This is a genomic window from Nocardia sp. 2TAF39 (genome assembly GCF_052114905.1).
GTDB lineage: Bacteria > Actinomycetota > Actinomycetes > Mycobacteriales > Mycobacteriaceae > Nocardia.
In genome coordinates, this window is the sequence record NZ_JBFRFQ010000005.1 from 1 (window position 1) to 20,369 (window position 20,369).

Annotated in this window: 22 protein-coding genes; 13 read left to right on the plus strand and 9 right to left on the minus strand. The window is 67.8% G+C overall.

Annotation, left to right across the window (positions count from 1 at the left end; genetic code table 11):
• Positions 1-308: 308 nt before the first annotated feature.
• The 3 genes from AB4Z47_RS04540 to AB4Z47_RS04550 form a co-directional block, all read right to left on the minus strand.
• Positions 309-797, minus strand: a complete 489-nt coding sequence (locus AB4Z47_RS04540) for a hypothetical protein (protein WP_441948055.1) — start codon at positions 795-797, stop codon at positions 309-311.
• Between the two features lie 231 nt (positions 798-1,028).
• Positions 1,029-1,517 (minus strand): AlbA family DNA-binding domain-containing protein, encoded by a 489-nt coding sequence (locus tag AB4Z47_RS04545; RefSeq protein ID WP_441948057.1) that lies wholly within the window; start codon positions 1,515-1,517, stop codon positions 1,029-1,031.
• Positions 1,518-1,603: 86 nt separating this feature from the next.
• Positions 1,604-2,014, minus strand: a complete 411-nt coding sequence (locus AB4Z47_RS04550) for a hypothetical protein (protein WP_441948058.1) — start codon at positions 2,012-2,014, stop codon at positions 1,604-1,606.
• 484 nt (positions 2,015-2,498) lie between these two features.
• On the opposite strand from AB4Z47_RS04550, the gene AB4Z47_RS04555 reads away from it, so the two are divergent.
• On the plus strand, positions 2,499-4,250 hold the full coding sequence (locus tag AB4Z47_RS04555) for an acyl-CoA dehydrogenase family protein (RefSeq protein WP_441948060.1): 1,752 nt from the start codon (positions 2,499-2,501) through the stop codon (positions 4,248-4,250).
• Between the two features lie 64 nt (positions 4,251-4,314).
• On the opposite strand, the gene AB4Z47_RS04560 is transcribed toward AB4Z47_RS04555, so the two are convergent.
• On the minus strand, positions 4,315-4,749 hold the full coding sequence (locus AB4Z47_RS04560; RefSeq protein WP_441948062.1) for a ferritin-like domain-containing protein: 435 nt from the start codon (positions 4,747-4,749) through the stop codon (positions 4,315-4,317).
• Positions 4,746-5,303 carry a hypothetical protein gene (locus tag AB4Z47_RS04565; RefSeq protein ID WP_441948294.1) on the minus strand — a complete coding sequence of 186 codons (558 nt, stop codon included), beginning with the start codon at positions 5,301-5,303 and terminating at the stop codon, positions 4,746-4,748. The genes AB4Z47_RS04560 and AB4Z47_RS04565 overlap by 4 nt, the downstream gene beginning before the upstream one ends.
• A gap of 201 nt (positions 5,304-5,504) precedes the next feature.
• On the opposite strand from AB4Z47_RS04565, the gene rimP reads away from it, so the two are divergent.
• From rimP to truB, 11 genes are all read left to right on the plus strand, one after another.
• Positions 5,505-6,173 carry a ribosome maturation factor RimP gene (rimP, locus tag AB4Z47_RS04570; RefSeq protein WP_441948063.1) on the plus strand — a complete coding sequence of 223 codons (669 nt, stop codon included), beginning with the start codon at positions 5,505-5,507 and terminating at the stop codon, positions 6,171-6,173.
• The gene (gene nusA / locus AB4Z47_RS04575) at positions 6,170-7,201 is read left to right on the plus strand and encodes a transcription termination factor NusA (RefSeq protein WP_441948065.1); all 1,032 of its coding nucleotides are present in this window, start codon (positions 6,170-6,172) and stop codon (positions 7,199-7,201) included. The genes rimP and nusA overlap by 4 nt, the downstream gene beginning before the upstream one ends.
• 134 nt (positions 7,202-7,335) lie before the next feature.
• Positions 7,336-7,656 carry a YlxR family protein gene (locus tag AB4Z47_RS04580; protein WP_441948296.1) on the plus strand — a complete coding sequence of 107 codons (321 nt, stop codon included), beginning with the start codon at positions 7,336-7,338 and terminating at the stop codon, positions 7,654-7,656.
• Between the two features lie 108 nt (positions 7,657-7,764).
• A complete protein-coding gene (gene infB / locus AB4Z47_RS04585) occupies positions 7,765-10,827 on the plus strand; it encodes a translation initiation factor IF-2 (protein WP_441948067.1) in 3,063 nt (1,020 codons plus the stop codon).
• A gap of 79 nt (positions 10,828-10,906) precedes the next feature.
• Positions 10,907-11,197 (plus strand): DUF503 domain-containing protein, encoded by a 291-nt coding sequence (locus tag AB4Z47_RS04590; RefSeq protein WP_441948069.1) that lies wholly within the window; start codon positions 10,907-10,909, stop codon positions 11,195-11,197.
• A 102-nt stretch (positions 11,198-11,299) separates the two neighbouring features.
• Positions 11,300-11,743 carry a 30S ribosome-binding factor RbfA gene (rbfA, locus tag AB4Z47_RS04595; RefSeq protein ID WP_441948071.1) on the plus strand — a complete coding sequence of 148 codons (444 nt, stop codon included), beginning with the start codon at positions 11,300-11,302 and terminating at the stop codon, positions 11,741-11,743.
• 13 nt (positions 11,744-11,756) lie between these two features.
• A complete protein-coding gene (locus AB4Z47_RS04600; RefSeq protein WP_441948072.1) occupies positions 11,757-12,758 on the plus strand; it encodes a DHH family phosphoesterase in 1,002 nt (333 codons plus the stop codon).
• Complete coding sequence (locus AB4Z47_RS04605) at positions 12,755-14,098, plus strand: MATE family efflux transporter (RefSeq protein ID WP_441948073.1); 1,344 nt, start codon at positions 12,755-12,757, stop codon at positions 14,096-14,098. The genes AB4Z47_RS04600 and AB4Z47_RS04605 overlap by 4 nt, the downstream gene beginning before the upstream one ends.
• A 153-nt stretch (positions 14,099-14,251) precedes the next feature.
• On the plus strand, positions 14,252-15,196 hold the full coding sequence (locus tag AB4Z47_RS04610; protein ID WP_441948297.1) for a metallophosphoesterase family protein: 945 nt from the start codon (positions 14,252-14,254) through the stop codon (positions 15,194-15,196).
• A 30-nt stretch (positions 15,197-15,226) separates the two neighbouring features.
• Positions 15,227-15,895 carry a 4'-phosphopantetheinyl transferase Npt gene (gene npt, locus AB4Z47_RS04615; protein WP_441948074.1) on the plus strand — a complete coding sequence of 223 codons (669 nt, stop codon included), beginning with the start codon at positions 15,227-15,229 and terminating at the stop codon, positions 15,893-15,895.
• Positions 15,895-16,794 (plus strand): tRNA pseudouridine(55) synthase TruB, encoded by a 900-nt coding sequence (gene truB, locus AB4Z47_RS04620; protein ID WP_441948076.1) that lies wholly within the window; start codon positions 15,895-15,897, stop codon positions 16,792-16,794. The genes npt and truB overlap by 1 nt, the downstream gene beginning before the upstream one ends.
• A 99-nt stretch (positions 16,795-16,893) precedes the next feature.
• Here truB and AB4Z47_RS04625 read toward each other — a convergent pair whose 3' ends face one another.
• Positions 16,894-17,499: a TetR/AcrR family transcriptional regulator gene (locus AB4Z47_RS04625; protein WP_441948077.1), complete on the minus strand. Its 606-nt coding sequence runs from the start codon at positions 17,497-17,499 to the stop codon at positions 16,894-16,896.
• Positions 17,500-17,637: 138 nt separating this feature from the next.
• Between AB4Z47_RS04625 and AB4Z47_RS04630 the strand changes: the two genes are divergently transcribed.
• Positions 17,638-18,060, plus strand: coding sequence for a DUF4345 domain-containing protein (locus AB4Z47_RS04630; RefSeq protein ID WP_441948078.1), 423 nt, complete (start codon positions 17,638-17,640; stop codon positions 18,058-18,060).
• 111 nt (positions 18,061-18,171) lie between these two features.
• Here the strand turns inward: AB4Z47_RS04630 and AB4Z47_RS04635 are convergent, their stop codons facing one another.
• From AB4Z47_RS04635 to AB4Z47_RS04645, 3 genes are read right to left on the minus strand one after another with little or no spacing between them, the layout of a single operon-like run.
• Positions 18,172-18,852, minus strand: coding sequence for a GntR family transcriptional regulator (locus AB4Z47_RS04635; RefSeq protein ID WP_441948080.1), 681 nt, complete (start codon positions 18,850-18,852; stop codon positions 18,172-18,174).
• Complete coding sequence (locus tag AB4Z47_RS04640) at positions 18,839-19,570, minus strand: maleate cis-trans isomerase family protein (protein ID WP_441948082.1); 732 nt, start codon at positions 19,568-19,570, stop codon at positions 18,839-18,841. Before AB4Z47_RS04640 ends, AB4Z47_RS04635 begins: the two co-directional genes overlap by 14 nt.
• A gap of 14 nt (positions 19,571-19,584) precedes the next feature.
• A complete protein-coding gene (locus tag AB4Z47_RS04645) occupies positions 19,585-20,325 on the minus strand; it encodes a maleate cis-trans isomerase family protein (RefSeq protein ID WP_441948083.1) in 741 nt (246 codons plus the stop codon).
• Between the last annotated feature and the right edge of the window lie 44 nt (positions 20,326-20,369).

Sequence of the window (20,369 nt, forward strand, 5' to 3'; positions counted from 1 at the left end):
TTCATCGCGGCCCACTCGCTGTCGTAATCATCTCGATGCTCGACAACCAGCCGGACAGCCTTGGCCTTGGTCGCTTCGTCGTACTTCGCTGGCATGGTGTGCCCATCCTCCTCAAGAAAGAAGGTGAGCACCAAACCCGGGGCGATTCACATCGTGGGTCCGGCGGGGGCCAGTCGCGCCAATCATTCTGTTTCCGAACGTTTTTGCCGGAGGCAAGGACAAGGTGAGATCGATGCCCTCGATCTCGCCGAGCCAAGCTTCTCGCTCGGCTCGTTCGCGTCGGCGAACAAGGTCGTCTTCGATCTCGGTCAGTCGCGAGAGCATCTCGGGTTGATATTGAGCATAGGGGACCGGATGCAGGCATGTACGTGCTGGCATCCTGTCCCGTATGGGCGGGCGCAGCCGCCGAGTTCGACCTTCCGTTTGTCGAAGTGCTCCTCGAAGTCGGCCCACTCTTCGGGTGTCACGTCGCGGTATTCGTCGGCGGGGCGCATCTGCCGCCGGTTTTCCAGGTGTGCCTGGTAGTGCTGGATAACGTCGTCATCGAAGACTGTGACGTGGCCGCGGAAGGTATCCAAATCCAGATGGCCGAGCAGTGCTGCGCCGATGTGAATCGGGAGCCCGCTATTGGCCAGCTCGGTCGCGAATAGTCTCCGGTAGTCGTGGGGCGTGAAGTGAAGGTTCTTGAATGCCGGGTGGACCGACGAGAGCTCGGTGCATGTGTACAGGGCCAGAAAGGTGAACGCCCTCGGATAGGCCGGGATGTCTTCACGAGCTCGGCTGCCCTTGGAAATCACCCAGATCCGTAGCCCGCCTCAGTCGATGTCGTCCGAGCCGATACCCAGCAGCTCGTTGGCTCGTGCGGCACTGGAGACATAGAACATCAGCAATGCCCGATCGCGGTCGTTCCGCATCGCATCGAACAGTTCGTCCCAGAGACGGTCGGGGATCGCGCGCGGTTGAGTCTTGGGAACGCGTTGACGTAAATGAGCCCGGCGCACAAGCGCCGCGAAATCTATTGGGAGACACTACCTAAGCGGAGTTGGTGCCAGCGCAACACTTCCTCGTGGGGCAGGACTCGGTTTTCCACATTTGCCGCGGCCGTAGTAACGGCCATCGACCATGTGTGGCGCGCGCGGGGACTGCGGGACATGGACCAGCAGATAGCCGCGGCCGGGTTGACCGTCTGCGGCGATCACCGTCGTAGTGATCCGGACGGGCTCGTGGACAGCGGTGACGGCGATGCTCTCGATTCGTTCGGGCAGCCCCTTGAGTTCGACCGGAGACAGACTCGGTGGTGTGCTCGTTGCGATATCGCCTTCGGCTACCCCGATGATGACGGTGCCGCCGTCGAGCGCGAAGGCGGCGATGTCGCACGCGATCTTCTTGTTCGCCGATCTGCCCGGATCGACGGTTCGTTTGAGATCGCGGTAATGGACTTCGACCAGCAGGTTGTCCGCCAGCGCGGTGCGCAGTTCATCCTCAGTGCGGGGCGTCCAAAAGGGGCCGGAGGTCATCACAGGCAGTCACCGTAATGCCAGGCACCGACACGTTTTATTTCGGCAGAGCCCGCCCAGGATCTCGTGGATGGGGGACCAGCCCGCTAGGTATCGAGGAAGTCCCATTCGTCACCCAGCACCCAACGCAACGCCGACAGTTTGCCGTTGAGCATTCCCAATTCGAAGGCATCGTACGGCCCGATATTCTCAAGACCGTAGGTTTCTTCGATCCGTTTACGTCCCTGACGAGCGACGCGCTCGTGCTTCTCGAGTTCTGCGGTCTTGCCTTCGGCGATCAGCTCGCGGTCATACCGCATTGAGCGCTTATACCAAACCTTGTCGAACATCTCCTTTTCAGCGGCAAGTATCTCGTTCAGCCCGCGCGGGTCGTCCGGAAACCACATCTCGGCTATGAGTTCGTCCAGATAGCTATCGAACTCGTCGCGCAGGCACTGCTCGAGTCCCGAGCCGATACGTCGAGTGGTCAGCGGCGAACATCTCGGCCAAGTCTTCATGGGGCTGGCGCTGGTCGCCGTGTGTGGCCGAGAAATCAAGGGAGTTCGACGTCACGAACGCGAAGGTGTCACCAGGGCCAGCATCGGTCAGGGCCGTCGCATACATCTCGATCAGCAGCGCGTCCTCCACGCTGTTGCGTTGCCGGTGAAATGGGGCGGCCTTCGCGAGTGCCCGCGCTACCACCGAACTTCGACCCACTACCGCCAACGCGGTCCGCTCTTGACAACGATGCCAATCGCAAGCTACTTCCATGTGAGTACATGGAGTTACCCATGTGCTTACGAATTCAGGAGTTCCGACGACCCCTGACGCTTTGCGTCAGGGGTCCACTCGGGCGGGACGCAGCTCGGCAGACCGCTCAAGGGGGAGTGCGATGCCACTGATCGGGCGGCGGCTACCCTTCGCAGCCGTAGCGTGAATTTGCTGGTCAGAAATCCGCATACCTGGCACAAGCTGCGATTACCCGCTGGTAAGTTAACCGGCATGACAAGCACCGACGCGCTGTTGTTCAACCCGGCCACCTACGACCCGCAGCAGTTCGACGTCGAGACGCGACGGCTGCTGTGCGCCACCATCGAGTGGTTCGAGGGGCGCGGCAAGCAGCGGTTGCTCGCCGACGACGCGAACGCGGTGTGGACCGCGGACTTCCTCGACTTCGTCAAGAAGGAGAAGCTGTTCGCCACCTTCCTGACCCCGGCCGCCTACGCCGACGGCGATCCGAACCGGCGTTGGGACGCGGCGCGCAATGCGGCGCTGTCGGAGATCTTCGGCTTCTATGGCCTGGCCTACTGGTACGCCGAGCAGGTGACCATCCTCGGTCTGGGCCCGATCTGGCAGAGCGACAACGAGGTCGCCAAGAAGCGCGCCGCCGCTGATCTGGCCGCCGGCGAGGTGATGGCGTTCGGCCTGTCCGAGCAGACGCACGGCGCCGACATCTACAACACCGACCTGGTGCTCACCCCGACCGAGCCCGACAGCGCGGACGCCGAGGCCGGAATCCTGTTCCGCGCCAACGGCGCGAAGTACTACATCGGCAACGGCAACGTGGCCAGCATGGTGTCAGTGTTCTCCCGACGCGCCGATATCGAGGGCGCCGACGGGTACGTCTGGTTCGCGGCGGACTCCCGGCACGAGAACTACCGCCTGCTCGGCAACGTCGTGCACCAGCAGATGTACGTCAGCACCTTCGGCCTGGAGAACTACCCAGTGCGCGCCGAGGACCTCCTGCACACCGGCCCCGAGGCGTTCTCCGCGGCGCTGAACACCGTCAACGTGGGCAAGTTCAACCTCTGCCACGGCGGCATCGGCATGGTCGAGCATTCGTTCTACGAGGCGATCACGCACGCCCACAACCGCATCCTGTACGGCAATCCGGTCACCGACTTCCCGCACGTTCGGACGAACTTCGTCGACGCCTACGCGCGCATCGTCGCGATGAAGCTGTTCAGCGACCGCGCCGTCGACTACTTCCGCACCGCGAGCCCGGAGGACCGGCGCTACCTGCTGTTCAACCCGATGACGAAGTCGAAGGTGACGTCCGAGGGGGAGACGGTCATGACGCTGCTGCTGGATGTGCTGGCTGCCAAGGGTTTCGAGAAGAACACGTACTTTGCCGAGGTGCAGCGGCTGATCAACACGTTGCCACGGTTGGAGGGCACAGTGCACGTGAACGTCGGCCAGATCCTGAAGTTCATGCCGAACTATGTGTTCAACCCGAAGGATTACCCGGAGACCAGCACCCGGCAGGACGCGGCCGACGACGACTTCTTCTGGCGGCAGGGCCCGGCCCGCGGCGCGGGCAAGGTCCAGTTCGCGGACTGGACTCCGGTGTACGAGAAGCACGCCGACATCCCCAACGTCGGCCGCTTCTACGAGCAGGCGCAGGAGCTGCGTACGCTGCTGACCATCGCGGCGCCCGACGCCGAGCAGCAGAAGGATCTGGACTTCATGCTGACCATCGGCCATCTGTTCTCCTTGGTGGTCTACGGCCAGCTGATCCTGGAGCAGGCTGCGATCACCGGCTTGGATCGCGATCTGATCGACCAGATCTTCGACTTCCAGGTCCGCGACTTCAACACCTACGCCACTACGCTCTACGGCAAGCCGTCAGCCACCCCCGACCAGCAGGGCTGGGCCGCGTCCGCGCTGCGCCCGCCGGTCGCGGACCGACCACGGTTCGACCGTGTGTGGGCCGAGGTCGCATCCTACGACGGCGCCTACGAAATGCGCCCGTAGCGGCCGGGTTTCGAGGTCCACGCCGAAAACATCTGCGGCCCAACGGATTTCGGTGGGATGGTGATCAGGCTTTCCCGGGAAACGCGGTTGTCGGCGGGTTGGCGCCGAGGATCGACTGCCAGAGGGCCAGGCGGACGGCGGCTTCGGTGAGCGCGTCGACACCGGTGCGCCGAACGGACTCGGATTCGCCGTGTTCCACCACCGAGCGCCAGGCGATGGCGGTGTCGGACTCCACGGTCACGGCGAGCCGTGCCGCCGGGATCGGATCGGTGACCGGGAACGGCACTGTGTAGGCGGCGTCCGGCGGCGGCACGGTCGCGCCGCTGGCGGCGAGCGCGTCGGCGGTGCTGTCGCGCCGTGCACGGTGCGCGGCGGTGTGCTCGGCGATCAATCGGGTGCGTTCGGGCGAGGCGTACGCGGCGATCACCCCGTAGGCGTACACCGCGCCGTACTCGGCGTTCAGCGCATCCAGTAGCACCTGACGTTCAGCGTCGGTCACGCGAGCAGCACCCCCGCTTGGGCGGCGCAGGCCGCGCTGATCGAGGCCAGCAGCCCCGCCCGGTACCCGGACTGGGTGCGGGCGAGGTCGGCTGCCGACTTCTGGGACTGGGACAGCTGGGCGCGCAGCGCCTCGACACCGGGCGGCACGGCGCTGCCGGAAGCTACGGCGGACGGACTCGAGGACCGGGCTGGTCCGTTGGCGCGGGTGCGGTGCACCGGCTTGGTGCCGTCGCCGTACACACCGATCACGCGATCGATCTCGGCCTTCAGCGCGTCGGCGTGCGCGGTGCGCTCGGCGGCGATCGCGGTCAGCGCTGCGTGCCGTTGCGGGGCCAGCGCGATGGCTGCGGTCGCCGCCGCCGCGTCGGCGCGGGCCAGAACCTCCTGCGCGGCAAGCGGATCCGGTTCGTGCACCACGTCGTCGGTGCCGCAGCCCGGCAGCGCGCCCATGGCGAGGATTCCGACCGTTCCTCCGCCCGCCAGACGTAGCGCGCTGCGACGGTCCAGGGCGGCGCGACGAGGCTCGCGCCGGTCGGAGGGGATGCCGGACATGCACCCGGCACGCGGCGGGGCGGGAAGGCGGATGGGCACCGCATCATCGTGCCAGATTCGCGACGCGCCACCGGACGAGGCGTCGGCCGTGGCGCGCGGACTCCTCGACCGCCGGTCCCTTACACTCTCGGGGCGCGTTACGCTAGACCTTCGGTAGAGAAATTTCCCACCGCGTCACAACTGAACCAGGAGCCGCCCCACATGCCGATGCCGACCGAGGAAAGGGTGAGCCAGCTCGTGGCTGGACTCGTCGAGCGCCGAGGATACGACCTCGAGGGTGTCGAGATCTCGACGTCGGGCAAGCATGCGGATGCGCAGGCTCGGGTGAGGGTGACGGTGGACAGCGACGAGACCTCCGATCTGGACTCGATCGCCACGCTCAGCTCGGAACTGTCGATCCAGCTCGACGAGGCGGGCGAGTTCGGCGAGACGCCCTACCTGTTGGAAGTCTCGACCCCGGGCATCGATCGTCCGCTGACCGCGGACCGGCACTGGCGCCGGGCGCGCGGCAGGAAGGTGCGGATCTCGTTACACGAGGGCGCGCAGTCCCCGGAGGGGTCGGCGACATTCGAGGCCAGGGTCGGTGCTCTCGCCGATGATTCGGTGGCGCTGGTGCTCGGCGGCAAACGGAACCCGCACCGGGTGACGGTCCCGCTCGCCGACATCGCCGCAGCCGTCGTCCAAGTCGAGTTCTCCCCGCCCGGCGCGCGGGAGCTGGAACTCGCCGGCGGAGTCGTCTCGGGGCGTCCCACCCCGGGCCAGGAAGATGCGGTAGCGGTCGACGACGCCGCTGATGTCCGAGGAACACCGAATGCACAACCCGAATCCGTAACAGCGTCCGATTCGCCGACCGAAGGGATCGTGGAATGAACATCGAAATCGAAGCCCTGCGCGCGATAGTCGCCGACAAGGGGATCTCGATCGAGACCGTGATCTCCGCGATCGAGTCGGCGCTGCTCACCGCGTACCGCCACACCGAAGGGCACCAGCCCAACGCCCGCATCGACATCAACCAGAAGACCGGCGTGGTCCGGGTGATGGCACGCGAACTGGACGTCGACGGGAACGTGATCTCCGAATGGGACGACACCCCCGAGGGGTTCGGCCGCATCGCGGCGACCACCGCGCGCCAGGTCGTGCTGCAGCGGCTGCGGGACGCGGAGAACGAGAAGTCCTTCGGCGAGTTCTCCACGCACGAGGGCGATATCGTCGGCGGGGTCGTGCAGCGCGACGCACGCGCCAATGCCCGCGGCACGATCGTGGTGCGTATCGGCAGCGAGCTGCACGGCGCCGAGGGGCTGATCCCGCCCGCCGAGCAGGTGCCGGGAGAAACCTACGAACACGGCGACCGGATCAAGTGCTACGTCGTCGGCGTCTCCCGAGGTCAGCGCGGTCCGCAGATCACGCTGTCGCGCACCCACCCGAACCTGGTGCGGCGGCTGTTCGCGCTGGAGGTGCCGGAGATCGCCGACGGGTCGGTGGAGATCGTCGCCGTGGCGCGTGAGGCTGGCCATCGTTCCAAGATCGCCGTGCGCACCACAGTGCCCGGCGTCAACGCCAAGGGCGCTTGCATCGGCCCGATGGGGCAGCGCGTGCGCAACGTGATGAGCGAGCTGGCCGGCGAGAAGATCGACATCATCGATTACGCCGACGACCCGGCGACGTTCGTCGGCAACGCACTCTCACCGTCGAAAGTGGTTTCCGTCACTATCGTCGACCCGGAAGCCCACGCGGCCCGCGTCGTGGTCCCCGATTTCCAGCTCTCGCTGGCTATCGGTAAAGAGGGGCAGAACGCCCGCCTCGCGGCGCGACTTACCGGCTGGCGCATCGATATACGCAGCGACGCCGCGCCCGACATGGGTGGTGGATCGGTTCGAACGGAGGCACACCGCAGTTGACGGAAACCTGTCCGCGGAATGCTCGGGACGGCATGTCGGTAACTTCCGCGGGGGCGGGGTTCGGCGTTCCGAGCGGGGCAGCGGTAGAGTGGTCCAAGGTTCAGTCCGAGCCTTCGGTTCCTTTGCCCGACCGCATCACCGAACAGCACGCGGCGCCCCGGCGTCCGGCAGTTCCCGTGCGGACGTGTATCGGGTGCCGAAAGCGCGAACTAGCCGTCGATCTGTTGCGGATCGTGGCTCGAAATCGTGAGACCGGAGACGGCTCTCACATCATCGGGATCATTCCCGATCCGCGGCGTAGACTTTCCGGACGGGGTGCCTGGCTGCACCCCTTTTCGGCTTGTCTGAGCACGGCAGAGCGACGCCGAGCGATCGGCAGAGCACTACGAGTGTCCGGACAACTGGATATCTCAGCCCTGGAGCGTTACCTCGAGAACAGGCACGAGCACTCATGAGCACACCGTGAAGTACCAACGATGAACGTCCATCGGAGATAACCCGAGGTCGTGCGGGCCCCCGTCCCCAAAACGGTGGCGCTGCTCGACCTCTCAGTGAGGAGAGCAGTGGCAGGCAAGGCCCGCGTGCACGAGTTGGCCAAAGAACTCGGTGTCACGAGCAAGGAACTACTCGCAACGCTCAAGGAGCAAGGCGAGTTCGTGAAGTCGGCGTCCTCGACGGTGGAAGCACCCGTCGCACGTCGGCTGCGTGAGTCGTTCGCGGCGAAATCCGCCCCGTCGAACGGCACCAAATCGGGTACACGCCCCGGTCCGTCGTCGGCCCGTCCGGTCGCGAAGCCCGTAGTTGGCGGCCCGCGTCCCGGCCCGCGGCCGTCGGCCCCCGTCCAGGCGGCACCTGCCGCCCAGGAGACCACTCGTCCCGCCGCGCGTACCGGAGAGTCCCCGGCCGCGAAGCCGGGACCCGCCGCGCGTCCCGGGCCGTCCCCCAAACCGGTGCGAGAATCCGTCGCGCCTGCGCCCTCGGCCTCGGCCGTCCCCGGCGCGACCGCGAGTTCCGCGCAGGCGCCGGCGAGTTCCGCGCAGGCGCCGGCGAGTTCCGCGCAGGCGCCGGCGAGTTCCGCGCAGGCGCCGGCCGGTCCGCGTCCGACGCCGGGCGGTGGCCCGCGTCCCGGTCAGCAGCAGCGTCCCGGTGCCTCCGCGCCGGGTGGCCAGCGCCAGGGCGGCGCTGCTTCCGGTCCACGTCCGGGGCCGAAGACCCCGCGCGTCGGCAACAACCCGTATTCGTCGGCTCCCGAGCGTCCCGCGCCGCGTCCGGCCCCCGGTCAGGGTGGTCCGCGTCCGGGTCCGGCTCAGGGTGGTCCGCGTCCGGGTCCGGCTCAGGGTGGTCCGCGTCCCGGTCCCGCGCAGGGTGCGCGTCCGGCGCCCGGTCAGGGTGGTCCGCGGCCCGGCGGTCCGCGGCCCAGCCCCGGTTCGATGCCGCCGCGTCCGAACCCCGGTGCTATGCCGTCCCGTGCGGCGCGTCCGGGCGGTGCCGGTGGTCCCGGTGCCGGTCGTCCGGGGCGTCCCGGTGGCGCCGGTGCCGGTCGTCCCGGCGGCGGTGGTGGTGGCGGCGGTTACCGCGGTGGCGGTGGCGGCGGTGCTCCCGGTGCGGGCGCGGGTGCGCCCGGTGCCGGTGGCGCTACCGGTGGATTCCGCGGTCGTCCCGGCGGCGGTGGCGGCGGTCGTCCGGGTGGTCCCGGCGGCCGCGGTGGTGCGGCCGGTGCGTTCGGCCGTCCCGGTGGTGCGCCCCGTCGTGGCCGTAAGTCGAAGCGGCAGAAGCGGCAAGAGTACGACTCGATGCAGGCGCCCGCCGTCGGTGGCGTCCGGCTGCCGCGCGGCAACGGAGAGATCATTCGGCTCGCCCGCGGCGCGTCGTTGTCGGACTTCGCGGAGAAGATCGACGCGAACCCGGCCGCGCTGGTGCAGGCCCTGTTCAACCTCGGCGAAATGGTCACCGCGACCCAGTCGGTGAACGATGAGACGCTCGAGCTGCTCGGCGGCGAGATGAACTACGTCGTGCACGTGGTCAGCCCGGAGGACGAGGACCGCGAGCTGCTGGAGTCGTTCGACCTCACCTACGGCGAGGACGAGGGCGGCGAGGAAGACCTCGAACAGCGTCCACCGGTGGTGACCGTCATGGGTCACGTCGACCACGGTAAGACCCGACTGCTGGACACCATCCGCAAGGCCAACGTCCGCGAGGGCGAGGCCGGCGGCATCACCCAGCACATCGGCGCCTACCAGGTACTCACCCACCTGGGCGAGGAAGACCGGCTCATCACCTTCATCGACACCCCGGGTCACGAGGCGTTCACCGCCATGCGTGCCCGCGGTGCGAAGGCCACCGACATCGCGATCCTGGTGGTCGCCGCCGACGACGGTGTCATGCCGCAGACGGTGGAGGCGATCAACCACGCGCAGGCGGCCGACGTGCCGATCGTGGTGGCGGTCAACAAGATCGACAAGGAAGGCGCGAACCCGGAAAAGATCCGGCAGCAGTTGACCGAGTACAACCTGGTGGCCGAGGAGTACGGCGGCGAAACCATGTTCGTGGACATCTCGGCCAAACAGGGCACCAATATCGAGGCACTGCTCGAGGCGGTTCTGCTCACCGCGGACGCCGCCCTCGACCTGCGGGCGAACCCGGATATGGACGCGCAGGGCGTGGCCATCGAGGCACACCTCGACCGCGGCCGCGGCCCGGTCGCCACGGTGCTGGTGCAGCGCGGCACGCTGCGCGTCGGCGACTCGATCGTCGCGGGCGACGCCTACGGTCGTGTGCGTCGCATGGTCGATGAGCACGGCGAGGACGTCGAGGCGGCGCTGCCGTCGCGGCCGGTCCAGGTCATCGGCTTCACGTCGGTGCCGGGCGCCGGTGACAACCTCCTCGTAGTCGATGAGGACCGGATCGCACGGCAGATCGCCGACCGGCGCAACGCCCGCAAGCGCAACGCGCTGGCCGCACGCAGCCGCAAGCGGATCAGCCTGGAAGATCTGGATGCCGCGCTGAAGGAAACCAGCGAGCTGAACCTGATCCTCAAGGGCGACAACTCCGGTACCGTCGAGGCCCTCGAAGAGGCGCTGCTCGGTATCCAGGTCGACGACGAGGTGCGGCTGCGGGTCATCGACCGCGGTGTCGGTGGCGTCACCGAGACCAACGTCAACCTGGCCTCGGCGTCGAACGCGATCATCATCGGGTTCAACGTCCGTGCCGAGGGCAAGGCGACCGAGCTCGCCAACCGCGAGGGTGTCGACATCCGGTACTACTCGGTGATCTACCAGGCCATCGACGAGATCGAGAAGGCCCTCAAGGGCATGCTCAAGCCGATCTACGAAGAGGTCGAGTTGGGTCGCGCCGAGATCAGGGCGATCTTCCGCTCGTCGAAGGTCGGCAACATCGCCGGTTGCATGGTCACCTCGGGTTCGGTCAAGCGCAACGCCAAGGCGCGCCTGCTCCGTGACAACGTGGTGATCGCCGAAACCACGACGATCTCGTCGCTGCGCCGGGAGAAGGACGACGTCACCGAGGTCCGCGAGGGCTTCGAATGCGGTATGACGGTCACCTATTCCGACATCAAGGAAGGCGACATCATCGAGGCCTACGAGCTGCGAGAGAAGCCGCGCGACTGAGAGACCGAAGAGACCGGGCGCCGCGCCGAGTAGGTGCGGCGTCCGGACCGGTCGTCCGAACCACAAAAGAGGTAAGTGGGTGTATCTGGGTGCCCTGGAGTTCGACCTCCTGCTGGGCGATGTGCATTCGCTGAAACAGAAGCGCTCCGTGATCCGGCCGATCCTTGCCGAATTGCAGCGTTTCGGTGTCAGCGCCGCCGAGGGCGGGGAACACGATCTGTACCGCCGCTCGGTGCTGGGGGTGGCCATGGTCAGCGCGGGCATGGGCCATCTGACCGAGGTGTTGGACAAATGTGAGCGGCACATCGCGGCGCGTCCGGAGTTACAGTTGCTGGCGGTGCGCCGCCGGATCTTCGGACCCGAAGACTGACCGCGGCGGGAGCGACGGGCCCAGCGGACGTCACTTGCGTGGCCACGGAGGGTTCTGCTCCCGCCGCCATCGAACAGAGTTAGTAGTGAGGAGGAAACGGCCATGGTGGATCAAGCCAGGGCACGCCGACTCGCCAAGCGGATTTCCTCGATCGTGGCGACCGCGATCGAATACGAGGTGAAGGATCCGCGGCTGCGTTTCGTGACCGTCACCGACGCCAAGGTCACCGGCGATCTTCGGGAGGCGACGGTGTATTACACCGTGATGGGGGAAACCATCGACGCCGAACCGGATTACGTCGGCGCGGCCGCGGGCCTGGAGAAGGCCAAGGGTGTGTTGCGCTCCAAGGTGGGCGCGGGAACCGGGGTGAAGTTCACTCCGACGCTGGCGTTCGTGCTGGACACCGTGCCCGACGCGGCGCGGCAGATGGAGGACCTGCTCGCCAAGGCGCGGGCCGCGGACGACGCGGTCGCCAAGGTGGCCGCCAACGCCAGGCATGCCGGCGACGTCGACCCGTACAAGGTCGAACGCGACGGCGACGAGTGACATGCGGTAGTCGATGACGACGATGCGGGAAACGGCCGACCTGGACGCGGCCGTGCTGGCGCTGGACGCGGCGCGCTCGGTCACCGTCGTCTGCCATGTGCAGCCCGACGCGGACACCATCGGAAGCGGTCTTGCGCTGGCACTGGTCCTGCACCGGCGCGGAATCCCTGTTCGGGTGTCGTTCGCCGAACCGGCGGAGTTGCCCATGTCGATGACCACGCTGCCGGGAGTGCGGCACCTGGTCGCACCCGCCGAGGTGCCCGCTGAGGTCGACCTGCTCGTCGCGGTGGACTGCGGCAGCGCGGGGCGGCTCGGTGCGCTCGCCGACCGATTGCCCGGCGCCGCCACGACATTGGTGATCGATCACCATCGGTCGAACACGCGCTTCGGTGCGATCAACGTGGTAGATCCCGGCGCCGAGTCCACGACAAGTGTGATCGCGCGGCTGCTCGATGCGTGGCGAGTACCGATCGATCCGGACGTGGCGCATTGCCTGTACGCCGGCCTGGTCACCGATACCGGGTCGTTCCGGTGGGTCCAGCCGGGTACACACGAATTGGCCGAGCGGCTGCTGGCCACCGGCATCGATGGCGCGGACATCGCTCGCACCCTGCTGGATACCCACCCGTTCGGCTGGCTGATGATGCTGTCGCGGGTGCTCGGTACGGCGCAGTTGGCGCCGGAGGTGCGTGGCGGCGTCGGACTGGTCTATGCGTTCGTGCGACGCGACGATGTCGACGGGGTGCGGTCGGAGGAGGTCGAGAGCGTGATCGATATCGTCCGCACGACCGCCGAAGCCGGAATCGCCGCGGTATTCAAAGAATCCCGTACCGTGCCCGACCGGTGGACGGTGTCGCTGCGCTCGCGGGACAGCGAGCGGAACGAGGGGGACAGTATCGATCTCGCCGAGGTGGCCACCGCGCTGGGCGGCGGCGGGCATCGCTTCGCGGCCGGCTACACCGCGTACGGCACACCCGACGATTTGGTCGGCGCGCTGTTGGCCGCACTCGGGTGATCGGGCCTCCTCGCACCGAACCGGCCACCGAGGTCGGGCCCAGGCGCATTCTCGGGCTGGCGTTGCCGACGCTCGGCGTGCTGGTCGCCGAGCCGATCTACCTTTTGTTCGATCTCGCCGTCGTCGGCCGTCTCGGCGCGCTCGCGCTGGCCGGTCTCGCGGTTGGTGGATTGATTCTGGCGCAGACGAGTTCGCAGCTGACCTTCCTGTCCTACGGCACCACCGCACGGTCGGCTCGCCGTCACGGCGCGGGTGACGAGCGGGGCGCGGTCGCCGAGGGCGTGCAGGCCACCTGGATAGCGATCGCGGTCGGCGCCGCGATCGTGGTGCTGGTGCAGGGTTTCGCCGTTCCATTGACGAGTGCGATCGCGGGTGGCGGCGATATCGCCGCCACCGCGCTGGCCTGGGTGCGGATCGCCCTGTTCGGTGTCCCGCTGATCTTGATCTCGATGGCGGGCAACGGCTGGCTGCGCGGTGTCCAGGAGACGCGCAGGCCGCTGACGTATGTCGTTGCCGGACTCGTGGTTTCGGGCATCCTGTGCCCGATGTTGGTGCACGGGCTGCTTGGTGCGCCGCGATTGGAACTGTCCGGTTCGGCTGTCGCGAACGTCGCCGGTCAGACCGTCACGGCGGCCCTGTTCCTGAACGCGCTGATCCGTGAACGGGTTTCGCTCACCCCGCACTGGTCGGTGATGCGCGCGCAGCTCGTCCTCGGTCGCGACCTCATCGTCCGCAGCTTCGCCTTCCAAGCCTGTTTCGTCTCGGCTGCGGCGGTCGCGGCCCGGTTCGGCGCGGCCTCGGTGGCAGCCCATCAGTTGGTGCTACAGCTGTGGAACTTCCTCGCGCTCACCCTGGATTCGCTGGCCATCGCCGCGCAGACGCTCACCGGCGCCGCGCTCGGCGCGGGCGACGCCGAGGGCGCCCGCCACCTGGCCCGGCGCGTTACGCGCTGGTCGGAGATCTTCAGCCTGGTCCTCGCGGCCGGGTTCGCGGCGGGGGCGGGGGCCATCCCGACGCTGTTCACCGACGACCCGGAGGTTCTGGATCGCACCCACGTCGTGTGGTGGTTCTTCGTCGCCCTGATTCCGGTGGCGGGCATCGTCTTCGCCCTCGATGGCGTCCTGCTCGGTGCGGGCGATGCCGCCTACCTGCGCACCACCACGCTGACCGCGGCGTTGCTGGGCTTCCTGCCCGCCATCTGGCTGTCGCTGGCCTTCGGCTGGGGGGTCGCCGGAATTTGGTCCGGCCTGGTCGCGTTCATGTTGGTGCGGCTGATCGCCGTGGCGTGGCGTGCGCTGTCCGGCCGGTGGGCCCGAGTCGGCGCCGAGGTGCCGACGTGAGGGAGCGTCGGCGCGTGAATCGAGGAGACAGCGCGCAGTCGCGCATGACGGAGCCGGGGGCCGGCGAGGTGCCCCAATGAGCGACACCCCGATCGGTCGGTGCACGTGGATCGGAACGGATGTGCCAAGGTAGGTGTGGTGATACCCAAGTTGATGGCGGTGAGCGACATTCATGTCGGGCACCAGGGGAATCGGCCGGTTGTCGAGCAGATCACGGCGGACTCTCCGGAGGACTGGCTCATCGTGGCCGGGGACGTGGGGGAGAAGACCGAGGACATCCGGTGGGCGTTGGAGCTGCTGCGCGGCCGGTTCGCCAAGGTGATCTGGGTGCCGGGCAACCACGAGCTGTGGACAACGGCGAAGGACCCGGCACAGATCTCCGGCGTGGCGCGCTACGACTACCTGGTCTCGCTGTGCCGGGATCTGGATGTGCTCACCCCGGAGGACCCGTTTCCGGTATGGGAGGGCGCGGGCGCCGAGGAGTACGGCGGACCGGTGACCTTGGCGCCGATGTTCCTGCTGTACGACTATTCGTTCCTGCCGGAGGGCGCGACCACCAAGGCGGAGGGTCTTGCCATCGCCCGGGAGCGCAACGTGGTGGCCACCGATGAGTTCCTTCTCTCGCCCGAGCCATACCTGACCAGGGACGCGTGGTGCCAGGCCCGCGTGCAGGTGACCAAGCGCAAGCTCGACGCACTCGCGCCCGGCACGCCGGTCGTGCTGATCAACCACTTTCCGCTGGTCCGCCAGCCGACGGACGTGCTGTTCTACCCCGAGTTCGCGCTGTGGTGCGGCACCGAACTCACCGCGGATTGGCACACCCGGTACAACGTGGTCTGCTCGGTCTACGGCCACCTGCACATTCCGCGCACGTCGTACTACGACGGTGTGCGGTTCGAGGAGGTCTCGCTCGGCTACCCGCGGGAATGGCAGCGCCGCGGCATGCCTGAGCAGCTGCTGCGCCAGATTCTGCCGACTCCGCAGTACCCGCCGGGCACGCTGAACAAATTCGGTGGCCACTTCCAGGTGACCCCCGAAATGGAAGCCGCCGCCGCCGAAATGCGTAGCAAGGCGCAGCAGCGGCGCGGACGGCAGTAGCGCGGACCGGCTCGGTTAGGCTCGTTGGTGATGATCGAGAACATTTTGCCCGCGGGTGTCGCATCGGCTGAGCTGCTGGACTACCCGGAGGATCTGAAGCCGCATCCGGCCGAGGAGCATCTCATCGCCAAGTCGGTAGAGAAGCGGCGTCGTGATTTCATCGGCGCGCGGCACTGTGCCCGGCTCGCCCTCGCGCAGCTCGGCGAGCCGCAGGTCGCGATCGGCAAGGGGGAGCGCGGCGCTCCGGTGTGGCCGCGCGGGATCGTCGGCAGCCTGACGCACTGCGACGGGTACCGCGCCGCCGCGCTCGGCCACAAGCTGCGGTTCCGTTCGATCGGTATCGATGCCGAGCCGCACGCCACGCTGCCCCACGGGGTGCTCGACTCGGTCAGCCTCCCGCAGGAGCGGGAGTGGCTGAAGACCACCGACTCCCCGCTGCATCTGGACCGTCTGCTGTTCTGCGCCAAGGAGGCCACCTACAAAGCGTGGTTCCCGCTGACCCTGCGCTGGCTCGGCTTCGAGGAAGCGCACATCAGCTTCGAGACCGAGGACTGCTCCGCCGATTCCGGTCACGGCAGCTTCCACAGCGAGCTGCTGGTGCCCGGCCAGACCACCGACGGCGGGGTTGCGCTGCGTTCGTTCGACGGTCGCTGGCTTATCGCCGACGGTTACATCCTGACCGCGATCGTGCACGCCTGATGGGCGGTCTCGGCGGGCTGCTCATCGTCGACAAGGACGGCGGCTGGACCAGTCACGATGTCGTCGCGAAATGCCGGAAGCTGCTGCGCACGAAGAAGGTCGGGCATGCGGGCACGCTGGACCCCATGGCCACCGGCGTGCTCGTTCTCGGCGTAGAACGTGCGACGAAGCTGCTCGGCCTGCTCACCTTGACGACGAAGGCTTACACGGCGACCATCCGCCTCGGGCAGGCGACAACCACCGACGACGCCGAGGGCGAGGTGCTGTCGACCATCGCGGCCGCGCACCTCACCGATGACGACATCGCCACACGTGCGACGGAATTGACCGGCGACATCGACCAGGTCCCGGCCACCGTGAGCGCGATCAAGGTGAACGGCGAACGCGCCTATGCCCGCCACCGCGCGGGCGAGGAGGTGCAGCTGGCCGCCCGCCCGGTCACGGTGTCGCGGTTCGACGTGCTCGCCCGCCGCGACGACGGCGATTTCGTCGACCTGGATGTGGTGGTCGAATGCTCCTCGGGCACCTACGTGCGGGCGCTTGCCCGCGATCTGGGTGCTGCGCTCGGCGTCGGCGGCCACCTGACCGCGTTGCGCCGCACCAGAGTCGGCCCGTTCACCCTCGACCACGCCCGCACCCTAGACGAGGTGGCGGCCGCGGCGGAAGCGGACGTACCGCTGCTCAGTCTCGACATGGACCAAGCCGTGCGCACCGCCTTCGCGCACCGCGAGATCGACGCCGCGCAGGCCGAGGATCTGCGTAACGGTCGCTGGCTCGAACCCGTCGGCATCGCGGGCGTGTACGCCGCCATCGACTCGGAGGGGCGTGCGATCGCGCTGCTGCGGGAGAACGGAAAGCGGGCGGCGTCGGTCATGGTTGTGCGCCCAGCCAACCTGTAGCGGGCGGAATTCGGACCACGCGAGCCCGTGCGGCGTGGGAAACCGGATGTCTCCGAGCGCCTGGCTCGGAGGGCGGAATTCATTTGTGGACAATGGTTTTCATCGATCGGCAGTGCGTTCGGCGTCGAGGTCGATGATCGGCCGTAGCGCGCCGAGTAGCGCCCCGAGGGACGTCTCGCGCATTTCGGTCCGCGTCAGCGTGCCGTTTTCCAGCCAGTCCACGGTGAGCGCCCGGACGAAGGTAAGCCAGCTCATCAGGATCGAGGAGGCGGTCGCGCGAAGGCGCCCCTCCAGCCGCATCGCGTCGAGCATGCGGTTGCGCAGTTCGCCGAGTTCGCCCGTGATGATCGCCTGGATCGTGGGATCGGCGGCCAGTACGCGGTTGGCGGCGAGCACGCTGTTGGCGTTGGCCTCGAAGTAATCGAAGTGCGTGTCCAGGCCCGCGGCGAGCTGGTTGGCCAGCGGGGCATCGGCGTCGAAGGTCGTCGCGATCAGCAGCTGATCGGACGCGAGTTCGTAGACGGCTGCGAACAGGTCGTGCTTGCTCGGGAAGTGCCGGTAGAGCAGAGCGCGGGAGACGCCCGCCGCGGCGGCGACGTCCTCCATGAGGACGCCATCGTACGGGCGTTCGGCGAACAGCTTCGCCCCGGCGTCGAGCAGCACGCGGCGGCGCTCTTCGGGGGAGAGGCGGCGGCGGGTACTCACCTCGTGAGCTTAGTTGACGTACGTCTACCAAAGGTCGTAGGGTCTTAGTAGACAAACGTCTACTAAGGGCGCGGTGGTACTCGGGAGGTCGATCCCCCGCATGCCTGTCGAATACGTGATGTCATCCGGGAGGGATGTATGTCCGCAGCACTGAAGTGGCTTTCCATGGTGATGGGCTTCGCCTGCGTCGGGATCGGGTTCCTGCACATCGCACTCGGCATCGACGCGGTGCCCGACATGGGCTCCTCAGGCGTGACCGCTGACAGTCAAAGCCGGTTTTTCGGCGCGATCTTCGTCGGATACGGCCTCGCCTGGATCTGGGCGGCGCGGCAGTCGCCGATCCCGGCGGCCGCGGTGCGCTGGCTGGCCGGGATCTTCCTGCTCGGCGCCGTGGCCCGATTCGTCTCGATGGCAGTGTACGGCTGGCCGCATTGGTTTCAGCTCGTGCTGACCGCCCTGGAGGTCGTGCTGCCACCGATCTACTTCTGGCTCGCCGCCGACGCCGATGAGAAGCGGGTCGGCGTGGCGCCGCTCGGCGTTCGGGTGCCCGAGGCGAGCTGACCGCATTCGCCGACGCGCTTGGCGTAGCCCGCCCGCAGCATCCGGAACCGCACGGCAGCGCTGCTGGGCTTTCGCTCCGCTGACAATCAGCCGAACGGGACCGCCCCGCGCTCAGGTCGCGCTCGGCGCGGCGTTGATCTGGTAGCGGAGGCGTTGCACGGCATCGTCCATGTGCTCGACGAGGAGGGCTCTGGCTCGGGCGGGTGTCGCGGCGACGATCGCCTCGCGCAGGTCGACGTGCTCGCGAACCTGTTCCCGAAGATCGGGGTAGGTGATCTGCAGGGCGCCCAGGCACATTCGGGTCTCGATCAGCAGGGTGCGGGCGGCCCGGACCAGCCGGGGGCTGGCCGCGCTCTCGACCAGTGCCTCGTGGAAGGCCTGATCGGCATCGGACACGCCGACCACGTCACCGCGTTCGGCGCATGCGCGCATCTCCTCGATGCTCGGCCCCAGTGCCTCGTAGGCGCGGGGTCGGCGACCGTCCAGGATCAGCTCGAGCGCGCCGCCCTCCAGCGCTGTCCTGGCTCGGTAGATGTCGATGACGTCGTCGAGGGTCAGTTCGATGACGAAGATGCCGCGATGGCGGATGCTGTGCAGGAGCCCCTCGGACACCAGGCGCTGCATTGCCTCGCGGACCGGCCCACGCGACACCCCGAACTGCGCCGCCAGGTCGGCCTCGCCGAGCTGCTCGCCGGGGGCGAGGTTGCCGCGCATGATCGCCTCGCGGAGCCGATCGGCGATCATCTCCGCGGTGGACTGCCGGTTCACCGGCTCGAAATCAACGACGGACATCGGTCTGCCTTTCCGCGAACAGAATGCCCAACCCGGGGACGACCGGCTCGGTGCCGGCCAGCCGCAGGCCCGCCCAGATCGTCACCTGGTTGGCCGTCAGCACCGGCTTCCCCAGCGTGGCTTCCAGCTCCGGCAGTACCGCCAAGGTGTGCATGGCGGTGTCGGGGATCAGCAGCGCCTCCGCGTCGGGGTGGTCGTTGTCGACCGCGAGCCGCAGCACCTCGGCGGGGGTGAGGGTGCCGACCTCGGCGGCGGTGTCGATGCCCGCGCTGGACATCGAGACGACCTCGATGCCCGCGTCGGCGAGGAACTCCACGAACAGCCGCGCGACGTCGTCGGGATAGCTGGCGGCGACGGCAACTCTGCGCAGGCCGAGCGCATGGACGGCGTCGGTGAACGCGAGGCTGGTGCTGGTCGCGGGAACGCCCGCGACCTCGGCCAGCGCGCGCACCTGGTCGCGGGCGCCCGTGGGGCCGTAGACGAAACTGCCCGAGGTGCAGGCCCAGACGACCGCGTCCGGCCGGTGTGGTGCGAGCAGTGCGGCGCCGCCGCGCAACTTCTCCGGGCTGCCCAGGTCGAGCAGTTCGGGGACGGCGTGCAGATCGGTGCCGTAGATGTGCGCCACCGGAAGTTGCGCGCCGAGCGTCGCGGCGGCCAGCGGGTAATCGTCCTCGGCCGCGTGGTCGGGGTAGATGAATCCGACGATGGGTGCCTGCATGCGATGTTCTTCCTTCAGAAAACGTTGAGGAGCCACTTTCCCGGACCCATCATGGGCAGCTTCATCCGGCCGAGACAGGCCCACATGGTGAGCTGGTTGGCGGTGAGGACCGGTTTGCCGAGCGCCTGTTCCAGCGGCTCGATGACGTCATAGGTCGGCAGGTTGGTACAGCTGACGAAGATGGCCTGGGCCGCGGGATCGTCGGCCCCGACGATCCGCTCGGCGATGGTGCGGTAGCTGACCTTCCAGATCCCGCCGCCGAGCCCGAGGTGATCGGAGCGGACCACGGCGCAGCCCGCCTCGGCGAGGAAGTCGTGCAGCTTATGGGTGAGAATCTCGTCGTACGGGGTGAGCACGGAGATCCGGGTGAGATCCAGATGGCGGATCGCCTCGAGCAACGCGCCCGAGGTGGTCACCGCGTCCTGGGCACCGGCCCGGCAGATGGTGTGGCGCAACGACTTCTCGTAGGCAAGGCCCTTGATGAAGCTGCCCGAGGTGCACAGGTAGGCGACCACTTCGGGCTCCACGTGCAGCACGTTGCGGGTAGCCGCGGTCAAGTGCACCGCGTCGGACACCAGCTCGGCCATCTCCAACGACACCGGCACCGGCTCGTAAGGGGTGCGGGCGAGGTGCAGGCTCACCTCCAGCGGCGCCCACCGCCAGAGTTCCCGTTCGAGTGCGAGGTCGAACGGGGCGATGACCCCGATACCACGTTGGGCAACAGGCCCATCGAGGTCGGGAAAGCTCAAATCCACTGCGGCCCCTCTCGCGCTCAGCCGGGACGACCTCCGAACACGAT

Coding starts and splice junctions, on each gene's coding strand:
- AB4Z47_RS04550 (WP_441948058.1), bottom strand. CDS start 2,014: ATGAAGACTTGGCCGAGATGTTCGCCGCTGACCACTCGACGTATCGGC.
- nusA (WP_441948065.1), top strand. CDS start 6,170: ATGAACATCGAAATCGAAGCCCTGCGCGCGATAGTCGCCGACAAGGGG.
- npt (WP_441948074.1), top strand. CDS start 15,227: ATGATCGAGAACATTTTGCCCGCGGGTGTCGCATCGGCTGAGCTGCTG.
- rimP (WP_441948063.1), top strand. CDS start 5,505: ATGCCGATGCCGACCGAGGAAAGGGTGAGCCAGCTCGTGGCTGGACTC.
- AB4Z47_RS04635 (WP_441948080.1), bottom strand. CDS start 18,852: ATGTCCGTCGTTGATTTCGAGCCGGTGAACCGGCAGTCCACCGCGGAG.
- AB4Z47_RS04610 (WP_441948297.1), top strand. CDS start 14,252: ATGGCGGTGAGCGACATTCATGTCGGGCACCAGGGGAATCGGCCGGTT.
- AB4Z47_RS04630 (WP_441948078.1), top strand. CDS start 17,638: ATGTCCGCAGCACTGAAGTGGCTTTCCATGGTGATGGGCTTCGCCTGC.
- AB4Z47_RS04555 (WP_441948060.1), top strand. CDS start 2,499: ATGACAAGCACCGACGCGCTGTTGTTCAACCCGGCCACCTACGACCCG.
- AB4Z47_RS04600 (WP_441948072.1), top strand. CDS start 11,757: ATGACGACGATGCGGGAAACGGCCGACCTGGACGCGGCCGTGCTGGCG.
- truB (WP_441948076.1), top strand. CDS start 15,895: ATGGGCGGTCTCGGCGGGCTGCTCATCGTCGACAAGGACGGCGGCTGG.
- AB4Z47_RS04545 (WP_441948057.1), bottom strand. CDS start 1,517: ATGACCTCCGGCCCCTTTTGGACGCCCCGCACTGAGGATGAACTGCGC.
- AB4Z47_RS04565 (WP_441948294.1), bottom strand. CDS start 5,303: ATGTCCGGCATCCCCTCCGACCGGCGCGAGCCTCGTCGCGCCGCCCTG.
- AB4Z47_RS04640 (WP_441948082.1), bottom strand. CDS start 19,570: ATGCAGGCACCCATCGTCGGATTCATCTACCCCGACCACGCGGCCGAG.
- rbfA (WP_441948071.1), top strand. CDS start 11,300: ATGGTGGATCAAGCCAGGGCACGCCGACTCGCCAAGCGGATTTCCTCG.